18 protein-coding genes are annotated in these 20,948 nt (G+C 39.7%); 8 read left to right on the forward strand and 10 right to left on the reverse strand.

Annotated elements, in window-relative coordinates; genetic code table 11:
- Positions 1-25: 25 nt before the first annotated feature.
- Positions 26-841, reverse strand: a complete 816-nt coding sequence (locus PL11201_RS07425) for a circadian clock KaiB family protein (protein ID WP_079677932.1) — start codon at positions 839-841, stop codon at positions 26-28.
- Between the two features lie 92 nt (positions 842-933).
- Complete coding sequence (locus PL11201_RS07430; protein WP_079677990.1) at positions 934-2,190, reverse strand: type IV pilus twitching motility protein PilT; 1,257 nt, start codon at positions 2,188-2,190, stop codon at positions 934-936.
- 219 nt (positions 2,191-2,409) lie between these two features.
- Between PL11201_RS07430 and PL11201_RS07435 the strand changes: the two genes are divergently transcribed.
- From PL11201_RS07435 to PL11201_RS07445, 3 genes are all read left to right on the forward strand, one after another.
- The gene (locus PL11201_RS07435) at positions 2,410-3,819 is read left to right on the forward strand and encodes an amidase (protein WP_079677933.1); all 1,410 of its coding nucleotides are present in this window, start codon (positions 2,410-2,412) and stop codon (positions 3,817-3,819) included.
- 44 nt (positions 3,820-3,863) lie between these two features.
- A complete protein-coding gene (locus tag PL11201_RS07440; protein WP_079677934.1) occupies positions 3,864-5,540 on the forward strand; it encodes an alpha/beta hydrolase in 1,677 nt (558 codons plus the stop codon).
- Positions 5,541-5,715: 175 nt separating this feature from the next.
- A complete protein-coding gene (locus PL11201_RS07445; RefSeq protein ID WP_079677935.1) occupies positions 5,716-5,940 on the forward strand; it encodes a hypothetical protein in 225 nt (74 codons plus the stop codon).
- Between the two features lie 241 nt (positions 5,941-6,181).
- Here PL11201_RS07445 and ilvC read toward each other — a convergent pair whose 3' ends face one another.
- From ilvC to PL11201_RS07460, 3 genes are all read right to left on the reverse strand, one after another.
- Complete coding sequence (ilvC, locus tag PL11201_RS07450) at positions 6,182-7,177, reverse strand: ketol-acid reductoisomerase (RefSeq protein WP_079677936.1); 996 nt, start codon at positions 7,175-7,177, stop codon at positions 6,182-6,184.
- 157 nt (positions 7,178-7,334) lie between these two features.
- Positions 7,335-8,093: a CorA family divalent cation transporter gene (locus PL11201_RS07455; RefSeq protein ID WP_079677937.1), complete on the reverse strand. Its 759-nt coding sequence runs from the start codon at positions 8,091-8,093 to the stop codon at positions 7,335-7,337.
- Between the two features lie 454 nt (positions 8,094-8,547).
- Positions 8,548-9,069: a hypothetical protein gene (locus PL11201_RS07460; RefSeq protein ID WP_079677938.1), complete on the reverse strand. Its 522-nt coding sequence runs from the start codon at positions 9,067-9,069 to the stop codon at positions 8,548-8,550.
- A gap of 163 nt (positions 9,070-9,232) precedes the next feature.
- Here PL11201_RS07460 and PL11201_RS07465 point away from each other — a divergent pair, with 163 nt between their 5' ends.
- Entirely contained in the window at positions 9,233-9,484 is a 252-nt protein-coding gene (locus PL11201_RS07465) for a hypothetical protein (protein WP_079677939.1), read from the forward strand.
- 236 nt (positions 9,485-9,720) lie between these two features.
- Here the strand turns inward: PL11201_RS07465 and gatB are convergent, their stop codons facing one another.
- From gatB to PL11201_RS07485, 4 genes are all read right to left on the reverse strand, one after another.
- Positions 9,721-11,205 carry an Asp-tRNA(Asn)/Glu-tRNA(Gln) amidotransferase subunit GatB gene (gatB, locus tag PL11201_RS07470; protein ID WP_079677940.1) on the reverse strand — a complete coding sequence of 495 codons (1,485 nt, stop codon included), beginning with the start codon at positions 11,203-11,205 and terminating at the stop codon, positions 9,721-9,723.
- A gap of 128 nt (positions 11,206-11,333) precedes the next feature.
- The gene (locus tag PL11201_RS07475; protein WP_079677991.1) at positions 11,334-12,638 is read right to left on the reverse strand and encodes an LCP family protein; all 1,305 of its coding nucleotides are present in this window, start codon (positions 12,636-12,638) and stop codon (positions 11,334-11,336) included.
- A gap of 126 nt (positions 12,639-12,764) precedes the next feature.
- Positions 12,765-13,448, reverse strand: coding sequence for a HEAT repeat domain-containing protein (locus PL11201_RS07480; RefSeq protein ID WP_079677941.1), 684 nt, complete (start codon positions 13,446-13,448; stop codon positions 12,765-12,767).
- Positions 13,449-13,517: 69 nt separating this feature from the next.
- Positions 13,518-14,171 carry a methyltransferase domain-containing protein gene (locus tag PL11201_RS07485; protein ID WP_200816713.1) on the reverse strand — a complete coding sequence of 218 codons (654 nt, stop codon included), beginning with the start codon at positions 14,169-14,171 and terminating at the stop codon, positions 13,518-13,520.
- 120 nt (positions 14,172-14,291) lie between these two features.
- On the opposite strand from PL11201_RS07485, the gene PL11201_RS07490 reads away from it, so the two are divergent.
- The 4 genes from PL11201_RS07490 (at position 14,292) to PL11201_RS07505 (ending at position 19,457) form a co-directional block, all read left to right on the forward strand.
- Entirely contained in the window at positions 14,292-16,121 is a 1,830-nt protein-coding gene (locus tag PL11201_RS07490) for a CBS domain-containing protein (protein ID WP_079677942.1), read from the forward strand.
- A gap of 87 nt (positions 16,122-16,208) precedes the next feature.
- Complete coding sequence (locus PL11201_RS07495) at positions 16,209-16,949, forward strand: HAD family hydrolase (protein WP_079677943.1); 741 nt, start codon at positions 16,209-16,211, stop codon at positions 16,947-16,949.
- A 9-nt stretch (positions 16,950-16,958) separates the two neighbouring features.
- The gene (locus PL11201_RS07500) at positions 16,959-17,972 is read left to right on the forward strand and encodes a S66 peptidase family protein (protein ID WP_079677944.1); all 1,014 of its coding nucleotides are present in this window, start codon (positions 16,959-16,961) and stop codon (positions 17,970-17,972) included.
- A 441-nt stretch (positions 17,973-18,413) separates the two neighbouring features.
- Positions 18,414-19,457: a hypothetical protein gene (locus PL11201_RS07505; RefSeq protein ID WP_079677945.1), complete on the forward strand. Its 1,044-nt coding sequence runs from the start codon at positions 18,414-18,416 to the stop codon at positions 19,455-19,457.
- Between the two features lie 84 nt (positions 19,458-19,541).
- Here the strand turns inward: PL11201_RS07505 and PL11201_RS07510 are convergent, their stop codons facing one another.
- Positions 19,542-20,930: a hypothetical protein gene (locus PL11201_RS07510; RefSeq protein WP_079677946.1), complete on the reverse strand. Its 1,389-nt coding sequence runs from the start codon at positions 20,928-20,930 to the stop codon at positions 19,542-19,544.
- Between the last annotated feature and the right edge of the window lie 18 nt (positions 20,931-20,948).

The raw sequence follows: 20,948 nt of genomic DNA on the forward strand, positions 1-20,948 counted from the left end.
TTTGAATCAAAAGCCAGAAAGTTAATTAAAATTCATCGGGAAAGTCATCCGTAGGATTTCCTAATAATTTAAGAATAGTCTCAACATTATTTAACTCTCCAACAATCCGACGGACGGGTTTCGGCCAGACTTTAATTAAGGTGGGGGTGGCGGAAATTTGGTCAGCTTCGGCTAAGTCGGGATGTTTTAAAACATCAATCACTTTTAAAGTGTAAGGATCACCAATAGAACCTTCTAAGAGTTGATGTAGGGTTTGTAAGGTTTTTTCTGTCACCAGACTATTACCGGAGACAAATAACCGCAAAATATAGCCTTTGGTTTCATGCCGTTGGGGTTGAGGAGATAAATTGAGCTTAAAAGCTGGAGATCGAAGTTCCGATTGATTTTCGGGGGTGATGGAATCATCACTTAGATTTATTTTTTTGACCTGAACAATCAAATCATGATTTTCCCACAGTTTGGGAAACTGTTCATAGTAAGTCGCAATAATTAAAGGGTTACAAACTTCTTCGGAATTTTTTGTGGGTTGCCAAACTAAATCCCCAGTATCAAACAGGGTATTTAATAAGGTTTGGTATTGCAGAACTGGGGGATAGGCTTCTGCGGAAAACTGGATCTCTTGGGTTTGGGGGTTGACCCATTGATCATAGGTGGCGGTATAGCAAGGAATTAAAAAATGAGGCGGTTCAGGCAAACCGAGAAATTCTTGTAAATAAATACAAAGATCAGAATGCCAATGACGCTGTTTATTGGGGTCGATACAGTAGGCGACATCACCCCCGGGGGTGAACAAAGCGATCGCTTTAAATGAATGATTGACCGTAGACTGAAATAAACTCAAGGTATCATTCCATCTGTAAAAAATGGGTAATGGATAATAGACTAATAACTGTTAACTGATGACTGTTAACTGATGACTGTTAACTGATGTTGTTAGACTCGCCCGCGCAACATTTGGCTCATCTCGTTGGGGAAAGGAGAAACCTCTAAACAAATCTCCTCCGTAATTCGTCCTTCCTGATAAAGTGTGTAAAGAGATTTGTTCATAGTCGTCATCCCTTCATAGGTATCTTTGAGCATAATTTGATTGATGTCTTCAAACTTATCTTTGACGATATATTCCTTAATCACATCCGTGTTGATCAGAACATCGTGAAAAGCAGCCCGTTTACCATCGGTGGTTTTACACAACAATTGAGCAATAATAGCCACCAAAGATTCGGAAATAGACACTTTAATCGAAGGTTGTTCCTCGGCGGTAAACATATCCAAAATCCGAGTTAAGGTTTTGACCGCACTATTGGTGTGTAAGGTTCCAGAAACTAAGTGACCCGTTTGTGCCGCTTTTAAGGCAATTTGCATCGTTTCTTTATCCCGAATTTCTCCCACGAGTAAGACATCTGGATCTTGGCGCAAAGCTCCTTTCAAAGCATTAAAAAACTTCAAGGTATGACGTCCGACTTCTCGGTGTTTAATCAGGGATTTTTTACTTTCGTGAACAAATTCTACCGGGTCTTCAATAGTAATAATATTGTAGGCATAGTTGCGGTTCATGTAGTCAATCATGGCCGCTAGGGTCGTAGACTTACCTGACCCCGTTGGCCCGGTAACTAGAATTAATCCCTTATGATATTGACAGATTTTTTTAAATACCTCTGGTAACTTCAACTGTTCCAAAGTCAAAATCGACGAACCAATTAACCGCAACACCAATGAAGGGCCATTGAGGGCGTCAAAAATGCTAATCCGAATTCGCACAAAACCTAAATCCGCCGCGCCGTCAAAGTCTAAGTTTTCCTGAAATTGCTGGATTTCCTCATCGCTTAATACCTCCATCAACCAACTCATGAAGGTGTTCAAGTCGGTGTTCGGCCACTCCAAAGGCACAATATCCCCCCGTTTCCGAAAGCGTGGCGGCTCATTTACCCCTAAGTGAACGTCGGAAGCTCCCTCCTCGTTGGCTCGTCTGACAATATCCACTAAAGTTGGGTTTCCCGGGCTTGGGCCCCTATTTCTGGGTGCGACCATCACCCTTGTGGTTGTCGCGGTAGCCTGAGCCGGTGCAGAAAGAGTGGTTGCAGTGGTCGCGCCCGGAGGTGGAGGTGCTTTAGGTGCGGGTGGACGGGGTGGAACCCCTGGAACTCCCGGAACAGGTGGACGAGGCACAGGTGGACGCTCTGATTGTGTCATATCGCGTGACCTTAGAATAGAAACAATTAATTCTAGCTGAAATAGTAAAATCCCATATCCCCATTTTACCCCCCAATCCTCTGTTGCAGCAAAGAATATCAACAAAAGTTTGAGAGCGAGGATGTTCAGACTCTATTCTTGTTAGTTTTACCCTGAATAATGATAAACTTCAAGCAGAATCAATGGTTGTTTATCAATAGTTTACTTGAGTTAATCAGTATGAATTCAGTGGATTTAGCCTTTACTTCTGCCCTAGAACAAGCCCAATTAATTCGCACTAAAGTTATCTCCCCTTTAGAATTAGTTAATCTTTATTTAGATCGAATTCAACGGTTAAATCCTCTGTTGGGTTGTTATTTTACCGTGATGGCAGATAGGGCTTTAGCATTGGCGAAAACCCAAACGGAACAATTAGTCCAGATTTCAGAGATTAACGATTTACCGCCTTTTTTTGGGGTTCCCATTTCTATTAAAGATCTAAATCCCGTTGCCGGAGTCCCTTGTACCTATGGCTCCCGGGCTTTAATGGATAGAATCGCCACCTATGATGATGGGGTGGTCAGCCGGATTCGTCAAGCCGGATTTAATATTTTAGGAAAAACGGCGACCTCAGAAATCGGTTCCCTACCCTACACCGAACCCGATGGTTTCCCTCCCGCGCGTAACCCTTGGAATTTAGACCACACCCCCGGAGGCTCCAGTGGCGGGGCGGCGGCGGCCGTGGCAGCCGGGTTGTCCCCTGTCGCCCATGGGTCGGATGGTGGGGGGTCGGTGCGCGGCCCAGCTTTTTGTTGTGGTTTGGTGGGGATTAAACCGACTCGGGGGCGCGTCTCCCATGCTCCGGTGGGGGACTTCCAAAGTGGGATTTCTACCGATGGCCCTTTGGCTCGTACCGTGGCCGATGCCGCGGCTTTACTTGATATTATGTCGGGATATATTTTGGGTGATCCCTATTGGATAAGCGATCCGAATCCTTCCTTTTTAGCCGCCACTCAACAACCACCCAAGGCTTTAAAAATTGCGATCGCCCCCTCTATTTTACCCGGTAGTTCCCTCTCCCCAGATTGTGAACAAGCCTTTAAAAATACTGCCCATCTCCTCGAACAATTGGGTCATCAAATCGAACCCATTAACCTGGATTTTAGTGATATTCTGGAACCCTTTATTGCGGTTTGGAAATCGGGAGTAGCCGCGGCGGGAATTCCCCCAGAATATTTAGGCTCAGTGAATCAATGGTTAATGTCAACGGAAATTACCGCCGGACAATATTTGCAAGCGGTGTCTAAAATGCAGGTCGGGGGTCGTCAAATTGTGGTGTCTTTAAGTCCCTTTGATGCGGTGCTTTTGCCCACCTATACGCACCCAGCAATTCGGGTGGGAGAATATGCCCAACTTTCCCCCCCAGAAACCTTACAACGGATTACGGAATGGATTTCTCCCTGTCCCGGTTTTAATGTCAGTGGCCAACCCGCGATCGCGATTCCCACCGGATTTACCCCAGAAGGTTTACCCCTGGGGGTGCAGTTAGTGGGAAAACCAGCCTCCGAAGCCACTTTAATCGCTTTAGCTGCCCAACTTGAAGCGGCACAACCTTTTTCCCACCACCGCCCCCCGATAGCGATCGGATAATTCGATGCTAGACTTTTGGGATTGTTTAACCTCGATCTTAGATTATGGTTCAAATTCCCCTTTCTGCTTCTGCGCAGCCCACCAAACGCCAGTGGAAACAATGGTTATTTCCCCTGAGTCTTTTCACAACTACTATTTTAAGTGGTTTTCCTCTGTTTACCCTTCCCCTGCGGGCGGCGGAATCCGTTGTAATTAGACAGGGATTTGTTTATGCAACGGTTTCCGTCAAAGACTTAAAAGAATTTGCAGAAACGGGGAAAGTTCCCGTGGGTTTATTAGGTTATTTTAGCTTTTTAAAGCCCGAACAAAAGCAACAGGCTTTAGGAGCGTTAAACATTAAAATTAAAATTAAAAATGAAACCGTTGAAGAAATTGTTAATAGTCAGGTGGGAACTAGACTGTTAACCGATATTGATACGATTATTTCTGCGGATAAATCCCAAGGCGGAACCGCGATTAAAACAGCTATTCTGTCTTCAGCTAAATCTGAACAAGGCCTATCCGTTATTAATTTTTTAGAAAACTATCCTTTGCCGACTATTGAGATTAATCTTCCCCGAGCCTTTGGGGTTTTAACACGATTAAATCAAGGATTTTGGCAAACTCAACGCTTGCTTTTAGAAGTCTTACCTAAACTCACCCATGAAGGATCTCAAGCTCCATCAATTCCTTTTGATCCGAGTCAACCCGGGCCAGGGAAAGTGGAAATTACTCGCCTAGAATTGCTGGACAAACAACGTAATCGCAATATTCCCGTTTATATTTATTCCTCCTCAACCGCCACACCCGATAAACCCTTAATTCTTTATTCCCATGGTCGAGGTTCCGATTATCAAGAATTACGATATTTAATGGAACATTTAGCCTCCCATGGCTATACGGTTATTGTTCCTGAACACCCCGGGAGTAACGCGACTTTTGTGGATAAGAATTTGTTTTTATCTCCCACGGAAATTATCGAACGTCCCCAAGATTTGATTTTTACCTTGAATGAATTAGAAAAACTAAATATAAATGATCCCAGATTTAAAGGTAAATTTAATACCAATAATACTTTAGTCTTTGGATACTCCTTTGGCGGAGCAACGGCCTTAGCTTTAGCTGGAGGCGAGTTCCAAATTGATCAATTAAGGAAAAATTGTGATCAGAGTTTTATTACCTTTAGTTTAGGAAAAGCTACCCAATGTTTAGCCGCAGAACTTCCTAAAGATCGCTATAGATTTAGTGATCCACGAATTAAACGGGCGATCGCATTTTCCCCCACCGCTTCGGTTATATTCGGAAAAACAGGATTAAATCAAGTTCAAGTTCCTACTTTAATTCTCACCCAATCATCTGATAAAGTGACTCCCGCTTTACCTGAACAAATTGCTATTTTTCCCCAAATTAAAACCGAAAAATTATTATTAGGGATTTTAGGAGCCACCCATTTAAGCGTTAGAGATCCCGGAACTATTGGGGATCAAAGCTGGATTCCTGTGACTCCCATTTCCGGTGGTGAAATCGTGGGAAATGCCTCACAAGATGTTAAAAATTACGCTAAAGCTATTGTTTTAGCCACCGCCGCCCAACTGACTCCCGAAGCCGAAAAATATAAGATATTTCTCACTCCAGAATATTATCGATATATCTCAACTCCTGCTTTTCCCGTACGTTTAATTACTGATATTCCCCCGGAAACTCAAGTTTTTATTGAAGACTTATTAAAAACTCAGTATTAATGGGTATAATTGTAATTAAGTTAAAAAACTTCGTTGTTGCGATGCGGCGCACTCTTGTTAGGGCTTTAGCAGCAACAACGAAGGGATTTCTTGATGTTGACTTATTGAGATGTACAAACCTTTCAAATCTGATTTAAATAAAATCCCATAAATATCCCTATCTTAAAAATCGCTTATGACTCCTAAAAAAATTCTAGGCTGGGGCGCCGTCGCCTTGGTTGTTTTGTTTATTTCCTCGGGCGATACATTCAAATTTTTACCCAAACCCGCCAGAGAAGCGAGCAAGACCAGCCGTGCGTTTGTTGTTAGTTTATGGCCTAAATGGTTAAAACCTAAAGATACTAACGAACAACGGGAGAAAGAAATTGAAAAACTTGATAAGGGTCAGCCAGTAAAATAGGGAGGCAGGGGGAGCAGGGGAGGCAGGGGAGGGAAGGATTTAGAGTAATTCTATTAATGAGGAGTTAGGAGTTAGGAGTTAGGAGTTAGGAGTTAGGAGTTAGGAGTTAGGAGTTAGGAGTTAGGAGTTAGGAATCATTACTCCCCCTGCTCCCCCTGCTCCCCCTGCTCCCCTGCTCCCCTGCTCCCCCTGCTCCCCCTGCTCCCCCTGCTCCCCCTGCTCCCCCTCCCCTCCCCCTACTCTAATCCTTCTTCATCCAGCTAAACATAGCGCGTAAATCTTTGCCGACTTCTTCGATGGGATGTTCGGCTTCTTGACGACGCATGGCGATGAAACCTGGTTTTCCAGCTTGATTTTCTAGGACAAAATCTCTAGCAAATTGGCCGGACTGAATTTCACTGAGAATTTTCCGCATTTCGGCGCGGGTTTCGTCGGTTACAATCCGAGGGCCGCGGGTATAATCTCCATATTCGGCCGTATTAGAAATACTATCGCGCATTTTGGCTAAACCGCCTTCCACGACTAAATCTACAATTAATTTAACTTCGTGTAAACATTCAAAATAAGCCAATTCCGGTTGATAACCTGCTTCAACTAAGGTTTCAAATCCGGCCTTAATTAGAGCACTTAAACCGCCACATAAAACCGCCTGTTCACCAAATAGGTCGGTTTCAGTTTCTTCGCGGAATGTGGTTTCTAAAACACCACCACGAGTGCCACCAATACCTTTAGCATAGGCCATGGCCCGGTCGCGGGCTTGTCCAGAGGCATCTTGATAGACCGCAAATAAGGCGGGAACTCCTTGGCCCTGTTCGTAGGTGCGACGGACTAAATGCCCTGGGCCCTTGGGCGCTACCATCACCACATCGACATTAGAGGGGGGGACAACTTGACCAAAGTGAATATTAAATCCATGGGCAAACGCTAAGGTTTTGCCTTCAGTTAAATAGGGTTCGATTTCATTTTTATAAACGGTTTTTTGCACTTCATCAGGCAGAAGAATCATAATGAAATCAGCAGCTTTTGCTGCGTCTTCCACACTATGCACTACTAAACCTGCGTCTTTGGCTTTGTGTGCTGATTTACTGCCAGGATATAGCCCGACAATCACATTCACGCCACTATCTTTTAAATTCAGGGCATGGGCATGACCTTGGGAGCCATAACCAATAATTGCAATAGTTTTGCCCGCCAAAATATCTAAATTGGCATCGGCATCATAATACATTCGAGCCATTTGGCTTCTCCTTCAAGTGCTGATTGGGTGTGTATACAAAACTTCCATCATATCATTAAAACTAATCCTGGCGCTGACAAGTTAAATAATAGGGGATGGGGAATAGTCCATGGGCTATGGGCAACATGGGGTTATGGGTTGGTCTGCATAAATCTGTCTAATCTGACAATCCTCGTTTTAAATCTATTGCTAATTTGCTAAAACTTAATTTAGAAATTGTTCCGGTCAGCACCCATTGTCTGACGACTAATCCTAACCAGATTCCGGCTAAAAAAATAATCCAAAATATTAGGATAGATTGGGATTCCAGACCACTGGTTAAGTTCATGCCAAATACACAGGAAATTGCCGTCAAGGGAAAGAAAATTGAGGCTAAAGTATTAAGCCGATGGGCGGCTTTAGTGGAGGCTTCTGTTTCTTTAGCAACTTTGAAATCCAGGGCATTTTTTGTGTTAATATAAAGGATGTCTAAGGTGCGTTCAATTTCATAAGCTCCATCTCTTAAATCAATTAGATCTCGATCTTGAGGGATGGCTTCTCTAGCAGTTTGTAAGGTAGCGTGCAGGTTTTCTATTGCTAACTGTAAGGGAGTAATCGCTTCTAAGAGTGTAAAATAATCTTCGGCAGTTTTAGCAATTTTATAGAATTGATTTAATTCTTCTTCGGCTGAATTATACTCTTTAATATGATTGGTTAATTGTTGCAGTGCCACACCACCTTTACTACATTCCCAACGACCATCGGGTTTTCGCCAAAATAATACGGCATCTCGCTCGCGATCTCCAGGTTCTGGAGCTTTATGTAATACTAATAATAGATTATCTTCCGCTATTATTGCCCGTTGCTTGCCAAAACTTTTTTGACCCAAGCGATCGGAAATTGTGACGGGAAGATTCCAAGTTAGGGGTAATTTCATAAGGAAAAGAGGTAATGGGGATCACGGATTTAAGAGGATTTCACGGATTTCACGGATTTTAATCTGCGTAATCCTCTTAAATCCTTGATAGGTAATGGGTTTTAGGAAAAGAGGGAATAATGATTACTACTCTTATTAAAATACTCGAAAAATTCATCACCATTGCCCATTGCCTATTCCCCATTCCCTATTTTAAAGTTATTTTTAAATCCTTGATAGGTAATGGGTTTTAGGAAAAGAGGGAATAATGATTACTACTCTTATTAAAATACTCGAAAAATTCATCACCATTGCCCATTGCCTATTCCCCATTCCCTATTTTAAAGTTATTTTTAAATCCTTCATAGGTAATGGGTTTTAGGAAAAGAGGGAATAATGATTACTGCTCTTATTAAAATACTCGAAAAATTCATCACCATTGCCCATTGCCTATTCCCCATTCCCTATTTTAAAGTTATTTTTTATCTTTTTTCCCGTGGGGATTATCTGGTTTGGGTTCGGGTTCGGAAGATTTTAAGGCTTCATCTAAAACGGCTCTGGCTTCTTCTGCTTTGCCCCTAGCTTCTCGATATCTAAGATTAGAAACTGCGAAATTTTTTAACACCTTAAAGCCGTCTTTTAACTCGGTTATTTCTTCCACTGTCACAGATTGATCTGTAAACAAAATATCAATAGATTCTCGAACTTTTAAGGCTTCTTCTTTTGATTCCATCACCTTCAATTTCAAAGAAGCCAAATTACTCAGAATTTGCACAGCTTCGGAAATAGCATCTTCTTCTTCCAAGGGACTATCATCGGGCTCTTTAACTTCTATGAACTGTTGGGGACTAAAGCCTTCTTCCAATTCCGTTGGTAGTTTACCCGTATCCATCAATTCCATAAGTTTGTCCATCGCTTTCTCCCTGGCTTGAGATGAATCTTTGCCACGGACGGTAAGAACGATTTCGGGACTTTGAGCTAGGGTGTAGCGAACCATATTAACACAGACTGCCTACTATAACTGCTATATTCCATTGTAACAAAGATTAGGTTAAGTTTGTCTACAAATTTTGAATTAATATTTGCAAAAAAATCCCGCTAACCCTTAAAATATAATCAAGATCAAATAGATTGATATAATTTTTAGTTGAGTTTTAACAATGAAAGAACAATTGATTAAATGGTTAAATCTAGTTTTAGTGGCAAATGTTTTTTTTGTATTATTTAGTTTTTTTTGGTTAGTCGTTGCGGTTTTAGGCCATTCTTTTAAAGTTAATCTGGGGTTGGATTTATGGTATAAACTTTGGGAACCTGTATTTACTCCTGCGATCGGAATTTTAATGGGCGGGGCAATTTTGAGTTGGGTGATTAGTAAAGTTAATCAATTATTTTTTACTCCCAAATCTGATTAATCCTAAAATCAAGGTTGGGTTTGATCATCTCTAAACCCAACCTATTGAGAAAAATTTTTATCCTTTTAAGGATAAGGAATAATTAGGAATATTCCCCAAGCTAAGAAAGAAAAAATTAAAAGAAAACCCATTCGCCAGTAAAAGCGATCGCGTTCATAGTTTGTCATAGGTTTAAACCTCCTTTTGATCTTGGGGAATTCGGGTAACTCCGTGTTAACCCAACCTTTAGAAATTCCTTATTTTTTGAGTTTTTCTCCTAAGAGTTGATTTGTGAGTTTAGGGTCAGCCCGTCCTCCAGTCTTTTTCATAATTTGACCGACAAAAAATCCTTGGAGTTTGGTTTTCCCCGCGTGATATTGCTCTAATTCCTTGGGATTTTCTAGCAAAACTTGATCAATAATTTCTGCTAGTGCTTTAGGATCGGATAATTGAATTAATCCTTTTGCTTCAACTAATGCTTTAGGAGATCCACCTTGGGTTAAGAGTTCGGGTAATAAATCCTTAGCAATTTTACCACTAATAGTTCCCGCTTCAATTAAAGCAATTAACTCCGCTAATCCTTCCGGTTTTAAAGCGACTTCAGTAACACTACATTTTTCATTTTTTATATGGGCAGTAATATCACCCATAATCCAATTTACCGCTTGTTTAATATTAGCTCCAGCGGCAATTGTGGCTTCAAAATATTTAGAAATAGGGTGATCATCCGTTAATACCCGGGTATCATAGGGTGATAATCCTAATTCTGATTCATAGCGATGGCGTTTTTCTGCCGGGAGTTCAGGTAATTGAGATTTCCAGGTTTTTAATTGTTCAGCAGATACTTGAATTGGGGGAAGATCGGGTTCAGGAAAATAGCGATAATCGCTTGATCCTTCTTTTTTCCGCATACTAATTGTGCGTTGACTTCCTTCTTCCCATAAACGGGTTTCTTGAACAATTTCTTCCCCGGTTTCAATTGCCTTAATTTGCCGTTCGATTTCATGATCAATCGCCCGTTGGATAGCACTAAAAGAGTTCATATTTTTGATTTCAACTTTAGTTCCGAACTCTTTTTGCCCCACCGGACGCACAGAAATATTCACATCACATCGCAGAGAACCCTCTTGCATATTGCCATCACTTACGCCCAAATAACGCACAATTCGACGCACTTCTTGGGCATATTCGGCTGCTTCTTGTCCTGAACGAATATCAGGTTCAGAAACAATTTCAGCTAAAGCAATTCCAGCCCGGTTATAATCCACCATAGAATAGGTGGAACCGGAAAGACGATCACTGCCACCATGAACTAATTTTCCCGCATCTTCTTCAATATGTAAGCGAGTAATCCCAATAGTTTTACGAGTTGCACTGCCATCTTCATCGACGATTTCTATTTCTAAATGACCCTTGATGGCAATGGGTAAATCATATTGAGAAATTTGATAATTTTTGGGCAAATCAGGATAAAAATATTGTTTGCGATCAAATTTACTGTAAGGGGCAATTTCACAATTTAGGGCTAACCCGGCTTTTACCGCATATTCTAAAACTTTTTCATTTAATACAGGTAGCACACCAGGTAGTCCCATACAAATGGGATCAATATTCATATTAGGATCGGCTCCAAATTTCGTCGAAGAATTGGAGAAAATCTTGGTTTCGGTGTTCAATTGACAATGGGTTTCTAACCCAATAATCGCTTCGTAATCAGTTTTAACAGGTGCAGTAGTAGTCATAGACATCCATCGGAATTTTCTTAACAACTACTCTCTATTGTATAGTAATTTTCGATAGATTGTCATATTTTATCCTAGGATTTGCCAATCCCGAATTAGGTGAGAATACCAAATTCCTAGAGCATTAATCAATTGATCCAATCTTCTCCGACTCTAATAGTTAAATCCGAGCCAATTTCCCCCGTTGAGGATGATTTAAGCTCACCTAAACCTAGGGTTTTTTGCATTAGTTTAGCCGCGCCCAAATCTCCTCCTTGAACAATGATTTGGGTCTTCAGTTGTTGAGTGGATTCAATCGGAGCTAAATAAACTTGACTAAATCCTTTATCGGCTAAAAAATTGAGCATTTTCTCGGCGGATTTGGGATTACTAGAAACATTTTGAATTGCAATTTTTAAATCCTTGGATAAAGTTTCATAAGCAGAGGGTTCGTAGGCACTTTTTAAGGTATATCCGGTTGAATCTAAGCGAAAGTATTGATACATGACTCGATCGCGTCCCCGTTCATCAATTAACCAATAACTACTCCCAAAATTATTCTCAGAACTAGAACTCCCAGGTAACATTACCATTTTAAAATTCTGAGGTTCCAGATTCAAACCAAAATTAACTAAGGTTAAAATTTCCTCAAAGTTTAAATTAGTATCAATATATTTTTGCATAATCCGAATAATTTCAGGAACACGAGGTAAAACCGTCGGATCTTTAAGTCGAACTAAAATTGCTTCCATTAACGCTTGTTGACGCTGTACCCGACCTAAATCTCCATAACCATCCCCCCGAAACCGCACAAATTGATCCGCTTGTTCGCCATTAATTGTTTGCCAACCGGGAGCTAAATCAATTTTTAATTGTTGACTTTTATCTTGATAGGACATGGGTTGAGGAATATAAACATCTACTCCTCCTAAAAAATTAACTAATTCTCGAAATGCACCGCTACTAACCCGAATATAACGGTTAACTTCAACTTTATTTAAAATATTTTGAATCACTTCCTTTGCTAATTTAGGGCCACCCCAATAATTAGCTTCATTAATTTTTCCCGTACCATAACCCGGAATTTGAACTTGAGTATCCCGGGGTATTGATAACAGACTCACGGATTTGTCTTGGGGTTGAAAATTTACAAATAACACCGTATCACTGCGACCTTTAAACAGATCGGGGGAGGAGGAAGAACTATTTGGATTGCCATCAATTCCCAAAACCAAAATATTAACTGGACGAGATAAACTATATTTAAACCGATGTTGCCATAGCCCATCTAAAATATTTGATTCTGGCTCAGTAAAATCAAATTTTTCGGGAGCCAATAGGGCTGTCATTGCCCCTAGAATTGCCGAGGTACTAGCCAGAAATAAAACCACAAAACTGAAAAAAAATAACTGGAGAACTTTAGGCTTTTTTCGAGAAGGGAATGGAGAAGTCATAGGCTGATTTAACGATAACTTTTGATTTGAACATATAAACTGAAAATCCATCGTCTAACAGTAGGGTTCATTTGTCAATACGATTGAATCATCTTTGATATTCTCCATTCCCTGTTGATCAAATCCTTAAAGTTTTAATCCCGCTTCCTGTAGCCGCTCTATAGAAATTTTAGCGGATTCAGCCACGTGGGAATGATGATCTTTGGCTAAATAATTTAAAGCAGAAAGGCTTTTAGGTGTGACTAAATTCCCCAGGGCTTCGGCTAATCGTTGCCGAACTAACCAATCTTCAGCTTGAGCAAATCGCAGAATTTTATCAACAGATTCAACATCTTTAATTTCTCCGATCGCAGCAATTGCAGCTTGATGTAAAATCACTTCATCACTATCTAATGCAGCCAATAAAACATCCCGGGCGCGAATATCTTTTAGGTTTCCCAGGGAGACCGCCGCACTAAATCTAACCAGCCAATCTGTATCCTCATAAAAAGCTCTAACTAAAGCTTCAAATGCTCGAATATCTCCCAGATATCCCAGGGCTCCTGCGGCATCGGCTCTCACCCCATAATCCGGGTCATTTTCTAATAGTTTCACCAACAGAAAATAGCATTCTTCTGTTGGTTTAATTCCCAGGGCAAAAATCGCCATAGAACGGACTTGTAAACTTTCATCATCTAGCACTTTTTTAATTAAAGGAACCGCATCCTTTGGCGGAACATTTCGCAAAGAAGCTAAGGCTAATAGACGATCTCGTAAATTTTTGCTATCTAGCTGATCGGCAATATTTTCTAAATCCAATGGTTGACTCATTTGTAAATCAGGTTTGGCTAAATCTTTACTTATTATAGTCAAATTAGAAAAAATTTGCAGAACGAATTGTTAGAGTTTTTGATCAACCGCAAAATGTCCCCAATGTTCTTCCCCTTGACGTTTAGGTGTTGATTCATTTACCAGATGCAGGGAAAGAATCTGAAATTTCCCTTGAAAATACCATCGAATTTCCGCCGGGGTGATCCCAAAAGGTGGCCCTCCGGCAAGGGAATGGGTAAAAAACAACCCGAATAATTGCCCATCGGGTTTCAGAATTGACTCCACTAAGTCTACATAATCAGCGCGTTTATCTGGGGAAATCGCACAGAAACAAGTATGTTCAATGACATAATCAAACTGTCCTAAAAACTCCTGGGGTAAGTCAAAAATATCCTGTTGTAAAAATTGCGCCGAAGTGGGTAAATATTTTCCTGCTCCCTTTAAAATTAACGATTTATTGATGAATAATTGTTGATATTCTAATGCGTCTTTAATCGCAGAATCCACAAAATCAAACCCAATTACCTGAAACCCATAACTAGCAAATAAGAGGGCATCATAACCCCGTCCACAGCCTAAAATCGCCGTTTTTCCGGGAGGTGGAGCCTCAGAAGATTGCAAAAACTTCACAAATGGCGGGGCGGGTTCTCCTAAGTCCCAGCCTGTGTTTCCTCCTTGATAGCGTTCTTCCCAAAATTTTCTTTCATTAACTGATATAATCATAATTATCTGTATTTTTGAATGGAGTTAAACTGATTAGAGATTTAATAACCTCCTCTCCTGTTAAGTTTCTAAGGTTAAAAATCTTGTGTTTCTTCCCACAAACCCTTTTAGAGTATTGTTATGGAATTTTACCAATCTGTGCGCTATTCATCTGCTTTAGAACAAGCCATTGATCGGAATCCATTTATTATAACACCAGAAACTTGTTTGGCAGACGTGATTAAAATACTGGGTCAATCTCAAAATCATTGTCTTTTAAATTCCGGTAGTTCTTTAGTGGAAGAATCCCAGGCAAGCTGTGTTTTAGTCATTGCTCAAGACTCAGAAAAAATTATTCCTGTACTTCCCGATGAACAACCTCACACGGCTTCGGTTTTAGGAATTATCACCGAACGGGATATTGTTAAGTTAATAGCAACAGAAATTTCAGATCCTGCCAGAAAAAAAACTCTTAATATAATCAGAGCCGCTGAAATTATGTCTCCAATTTCTGTTAGTTTAACAGAATCAGATGATCAAGACATTTTTACAGCTTTATCCCTATTTCGGCAATATCAAATTTTACATTTACCCGTTTTAGATATTCGAGGTCAATTAGTGGGAGTGATTACCCCAGAACGAATTCGTCGTGTTTTACAACCTGCTAATATTTTAAGATTACGACGAGTTGGAGATGAAATGATCACCCAAGTGATTACGGCTCCAGTCACAACATCCGTATTAAGTTTAGCCCAAATGATGACCGCCCATCAAGCGAGTTATGTAGTGATTTTTCAAGCTGGAACTCAGAAAAAATTAACCCCCATTGGATTAGTAACAGAACAAGATATTGTAGAGGCGCAATTTTTAGAATTAGATTTAGCCACAACTTTTGCAACAACGGTAATGAGAAATCTGTCCTTTTCTTTGAAAATCAATGATTCTCTGTGGATGGCACATCAAGAAATGCAAAAACAACAGGTACAACGACTGATTGTTTGTGGAGATGAAGGGGAGTTATTAGGAATTATTACACAGGTTAGTTTATTAAGAATGCTTGACCCGACGGAAATGTATCGAGTGGTTAAACAACTCCAACAATCGGTTCATCAATTGCAAACGGAAAAATTAGAATTGTTAAAAAGCCGGAATGCTGAACTAGAAAGACAAGTTCAAGAACGCACTTCTAAGGTGGAAGAACTGCAACAGTTAAATATTCTCAAGGATGATTTTTTGAGTACGGTTTCCCATGAACTCCGCACCCCCTTAGCTAATATGAAAATGGCAATTCATATGTTAAAAATTGTCCCCGATTCAGAGCGAGGTAAAAAATATTTAGAAATATTAGAATCTGAATGTATGCGAGAAACTAATTTAATTAATGATTTATTAGATTTACAACGTTTGGAATCTTCCGCCACACCTATTCCCCTGGAAAATTTAGATTTATTAGAATGGTTTCCTAATATTATTAATCCCTTTTACTCTCGCACTAAAGAACGGAGTCAAGTGCTAAATGTCCAGTATTATCCTAATTTACAATCGATTAAAACTCACCCGAATAGTTTAGAAAGAATTATAGCAGAATTGTTAAATAATGCCTGTAAATACACTCCCAATGGAGGAGAAATTTTCTTAGGCATTCATTATCGTTCTTTATCTAATTGGCTAGAATTAACTTCGACAACTAAAAACAAACGTAAAACGAAGACACAGAATGTTTCTTTACCCTCTCCCCCCATTTCTGACCCCTTACAAATTGTGATTCGCAACCCAGCCGAAATTCCTGAACAAGAACTTCCCCGCATTTTTGAGAAATTTTATCGAGTTCCGAATTCAGACCCCTGGAAACAGGGAGGAACGGGGTTAGGATTAGCTTTGGTTCAAAAGTTGGTGGAACAATTAAACGGGACAATTCAAGTGGAAAGTAGCCAGAATCTCACCACTTTTACGATTGAATTTCCCCGTTAAGTGACTGCTGATTAAAAACGGGGTATGATCATCATGTATGATTAAATTTAGACACAGCAACACTGAAAATTTTTATTTTTGATCCCTATGAAATATTTAGCTTTAGCAACGGATTTTGATGGAACTTTAGCAACGGATGGTAGGGTCGAGGATTCCACCTCAAAATCCTTAGAATTATGGCGGGAGTCGGGGAGAAAGTTAATCTTAATTACGGGGAGACAACTGGATAATCTTATCGATCATGTTTCCGTAATTCATCGGTTTGATTGGGTGATTGCAGAAAATGGGGCGGTTTTATATCAACCCTCGACTCAGGTAGAAAAAATATTAGCGGAGCGCCCTTCTGAAGCGTTTATAAGCTGCCTGCGCGATCGCATTCACCAAAAACAACAACAATTACAAAACCAAGCCATTCCCGAGGAATTTTCCCGAATTGTTCAAACCCAAGCCTTAGAAACATTAGGGGTTGGACGAGTAATTATTGCCACTTGGGAAGCCTATTTGGAAATCACCCAAAAAACCATTCAAGAGTTAGGGGTTAATCTTAAAATTATTGCCAATAAAGGAGCCGTGATGATCCTACCCGAAGGGATTAATAAAGCCTCTGGGTTAAAGGCTCTTGCTGAATTCATAAACCTATCCCCTGATAAAATTGTAGGGGTTGGGGATGCGGAAAATGATTGTGATTTTTTAGCAGACTGTGGTTATTCCGTAGCCGTTGCTAATGCCTTACCCCAAGTCAAAGAAAGGGTTAATTGGGTCACGAAAAATAGCCGAGGATCAGGGGTTAAAGAATTAATCGATCAAATTCTCAATTCAGATAACTGATAACTGATTATGAATCGTCGTAATTTTTTAACCGGGTTAACCTTAGCAGGAATTGCTGCTCAGTTTCCTATTCTGGCTCAATCTTCATCTTCCCAAAGATTAATTAAACCTCCGGCTTTAAAACCAGGAGATACGGTGGGGTTAGTAACTCCCGCCAGCCCTATTTTTAAAGAACATTTAAAGTGGATTCAACTGCAATTAGGACAACAGGAACTCGCCGTTAAAGTTGCTCCCCATGTCATGAGTGAATATGGCTATTTAGCCGGAACCGATCAACAACGGGTATCAGACATTAATCAAATGTTTGCTGACCCTAATATAAAGGGAATTATTGCGACGGGTGGTGGTTGGGGAAGTGGTCGAATTTTACCCTTATTAGATTATGATTTAATTCGCAAAAACCCTAAAATTTTTCTAGGTTATAGTGATATTACCGCTTTATTATTAGGATTATATAGTCAAACCGGATTAGTTACCTTTCATGGATTATTAGGAACTTCCGTCTGGAATCCCTATTCGGTCAGTTGGCTAAAAAAAGTCCTATTTGAAGGACAAGCTGTAACCTTTAAAAATACCAATAATGTTCGGGTTGAAACAATTTATCCCGGTCAAGCCCAAGGGAGGTTAATCGGAGGAAATTTATCAGTTTTATCCGCTTTAGTCGGTTCTAAATATTTACCAAATTGGCAGAATACAATCCTATTTGTGGAGGATGTCGGCGAGGATATTTACCGAGTTGATCGAATGTTAACCCATTTAAAACTAGCTGGAATTTTAGATCAAATTTCCGGGTTTATTTTTAGTCAATGTACCGCCTGCACTAAAGGCGAGGGAAATGAACCCTCTTTAACCTTATTGCAAGTATTAACTGATCTCATTCAACCGTTAGAAATTCCAGCTTGGTATGGTTCAATGATCGGCCATATTCGAGATCAATTTACAGTTCCTTTGGGAGTACCAGTAAAAATTAATACCAGTCAAGGAAGCATCGCAATGCTTGAAAATGCTGTAATCTACAAATAAAATAAAAATAAAGACGTATTAATTTTTACATTATTTGCGTTAGAATTAAAATTAAGAATTTTCCCGAATCACGACAAATTTCAAATTTTGATGAGTTTTGTTACCTATGTCGTTTCTTTTGTTCGCTTTTTGCTCGAAATTGTGAATACTTGTATCGAAAAGCGATCGGTTTCTTAAACGGAGGTTAAATTTTCTCAACAATATAATAAGTTTTGTATTTTAAAATACTAGATTTTTAGTAAAAATTTAATAAATTTAAAATCTTTCAAAAAAGTATAGAAATTCTTTATAAAAATTGGCAGACATTGTGGTTTAAGTTGACTACACTTAAGCCAGACTGTAAACCGTAGAATTTAGTTAATTACAATTCTCGCAATTCTGCTTTTGCTAATCTATTCCTAAATCCTCTAATGAACCTATATTTCAAGGAAGCGAACTTTTATGATGTTCTCCCAGTCTCAAGAACAACTGAATGCCGTACCTAGTAGTTCCGTTGATCGAACTGAAATGACACGGATGGCGGTTCAATGGGCGCAGAAATATTATGCTAAAGCAGCTGCTCATCATCCCCGGACTCCCCATCATTTCTTCTTAGAAAATCATGAAGTTGATGTTACCGAATTTGATCAGGATCGTTCCCGCACTGTGGCAGAGTTAATGAAAAATATAAGCCTGTTGGGAACCCTGGCTTGGAATAAAGTAGGAACTATTTTAGGGATTGACTGGAATCGTTATCCGGTGAATAAACTATGTTTACAGGACACAGACACACTGATTCAAGATGTGTGTAATTTATATCATCAAGCCTTAGAAGTTTTTGCTCAATATGAATACCCCTTTCGTTTGTCAGTTTCTCTAGGGAGAGAAACCGTAAAACTGCGTCGCAAATACTCCCAAACTGAACCCTTAATGTTGGTTTTAGTCCAGTTGCAATTCCACTATATGGGTCGAATGTTGTTAGAGTGGATGTCGATGAAAGAACGAACAGTTTTCTTTCTCTACTTCAAAACTTTGGAGGATTATTTATATTCTCCCCTGGGGGAAGTTAATGATTTAGCTGGAAAACATTTATCGGATTCTCCAGCCTTAATTGCGGTTCAACAATTACTCCCCATCCTGACCACCGTTGCCCATCAGGTTTACCACACAGTACATCACTTAAACCCTGGGTATTGCAGTATCAGCGGAAATGTCAAAAATCATATCCTGCAATATTCGAGTACCCGTGATATTGAGTTATTTCAAATTTATCTTTGCTGGTGCGTCTTAGAGAATAGTTTACGTCCCATCCAACGAGAATTATTTCCCATGTGTGTGATTTTATATCCTCGACTCCATATTAGTTGGAAATTAATTCAGGATATGTTAGATGCCCTGTCAGATGCATTGGAAAATCGGTTACTTCCTCAAAATTTTGCCGTCTTTTCTCCCTATCTTCAAGTATTATCAGAAATATTTTCTGATCAGGTTGTGCAATCTGTATAATCACAAAAACCGGGTTTTTTAAAGAATTAATTTTTGATTTTAGCCCATAGATAATAGTGAAAAACCCGGTTCCTTATTTAACAGTTAGGATTTCCACTTTCCTAATTCATACCAATGTTGAAAGGCTAACCAAATTCCTGATAACAACCCAGCTACACTTAACGTGATCCCACTATAGGGAACTAATAAACCAAATATTGGTAATATTCCCCCAGAAATTGTACAAATAATTGCGACCCAAGAGGCTTGACGGTTTTTCCCTAATCCCCAAACTGCTAATAATAATACTGGAGAAATTACTGTCCAAGCGAGTTTTGCATCAATCAAACGACTGCTATAGGTTAGGGTTAATAAACAGGCAAAAAATAGTCCGGCGACAATCGCAACATCTCCCAAGGTTAAGGGTAAAGACAGATATAGTAAAATGATCCACCACAAAAAGATAGCTGGAGCTAATAATAATAATCGCGGGATCACACCTGTATTACGAATCGGAGCGGTGGCGGTAAATATTCCTAATGGATTTTTAACGGAAATATTGCCTTCATAAATCCAAGAAAGTTGTCGATTTTCCCCGCCTTCTTTGGTGATGGTTGGCACTGCCCCGGCAAATTCTGCATCGGGAAAATTAGCTAAAACATTTAAGCTAAAATTTGATAATAATTGCTCTCCAGGTTGATAAACCCAACGGGGGGCACCTTGAGCTTGATAAGTCACCTTGAAATTTGTAGTTTCCCCAGGAGGTAATTTAAACGGAAATCCATAATCTCCCGGGTTGACTTGTACTAAGGATTTTCCATTTTGTTCGACTTGGAAATCTTGTAATAATAAATAACCGTAAGGTGGGGGAACTTCAAAGAAAAAGTCTGAGATACCTTTGAGTTGATTTTTTACTTGATATTCTCCCACAAAATCAACACTATAAATCCATTGTTTGGTTTCGGGACTGGTAGTTTGATTGATTTTAACCTGGATTTTTGATCCAGATAAAGTCATCCAACGGGGTACAATCCTGGTACTTTTAATTTCAATAGTTTTACCCTCAATATATTTATAATCGGTAAAAGGTTCTTCAATTTCATAACGAATTTTAGGTGCTGTTTGTTCTAAACGTTCTCCAGCAACGGTGGTGGCAATTTGAGTAATACGTTGTTGTTCCCAATTATGATAGCGATTAGCCAAGGTAGAACAGAGAAAAAATCCACTGGTAATTACCAGAACAATTAGAATTAAATGCGGTAAAGTTTGCATCCATTTCAGATATTGTTCTAAGGCTGTTTTAATAGCAGGAATAGAAATAGAATCCCCCGGTTTTTTCATCGACCAGTTAATTAGGGATAATATTACACCAATTGCTATTAAAAAAATAGCCAATTTCATCAGGATTTTAATCACTATTGATCCCAATTCCATTAATTCATTAGGATGGGTCAAATCAGGAATACTGGGAATACTGCTAAACAAAATATCCATACAACCTTTCAAACTCAA

Source organism: Planktothrix sp. PCC 11201 (assembly GCF_900009135.1).
Lineage (GTDB): Bacteria > Cyanobacteriota > Cyanobacteriia > Cyanobacteriales > Microcoleaceae > Planktothrix.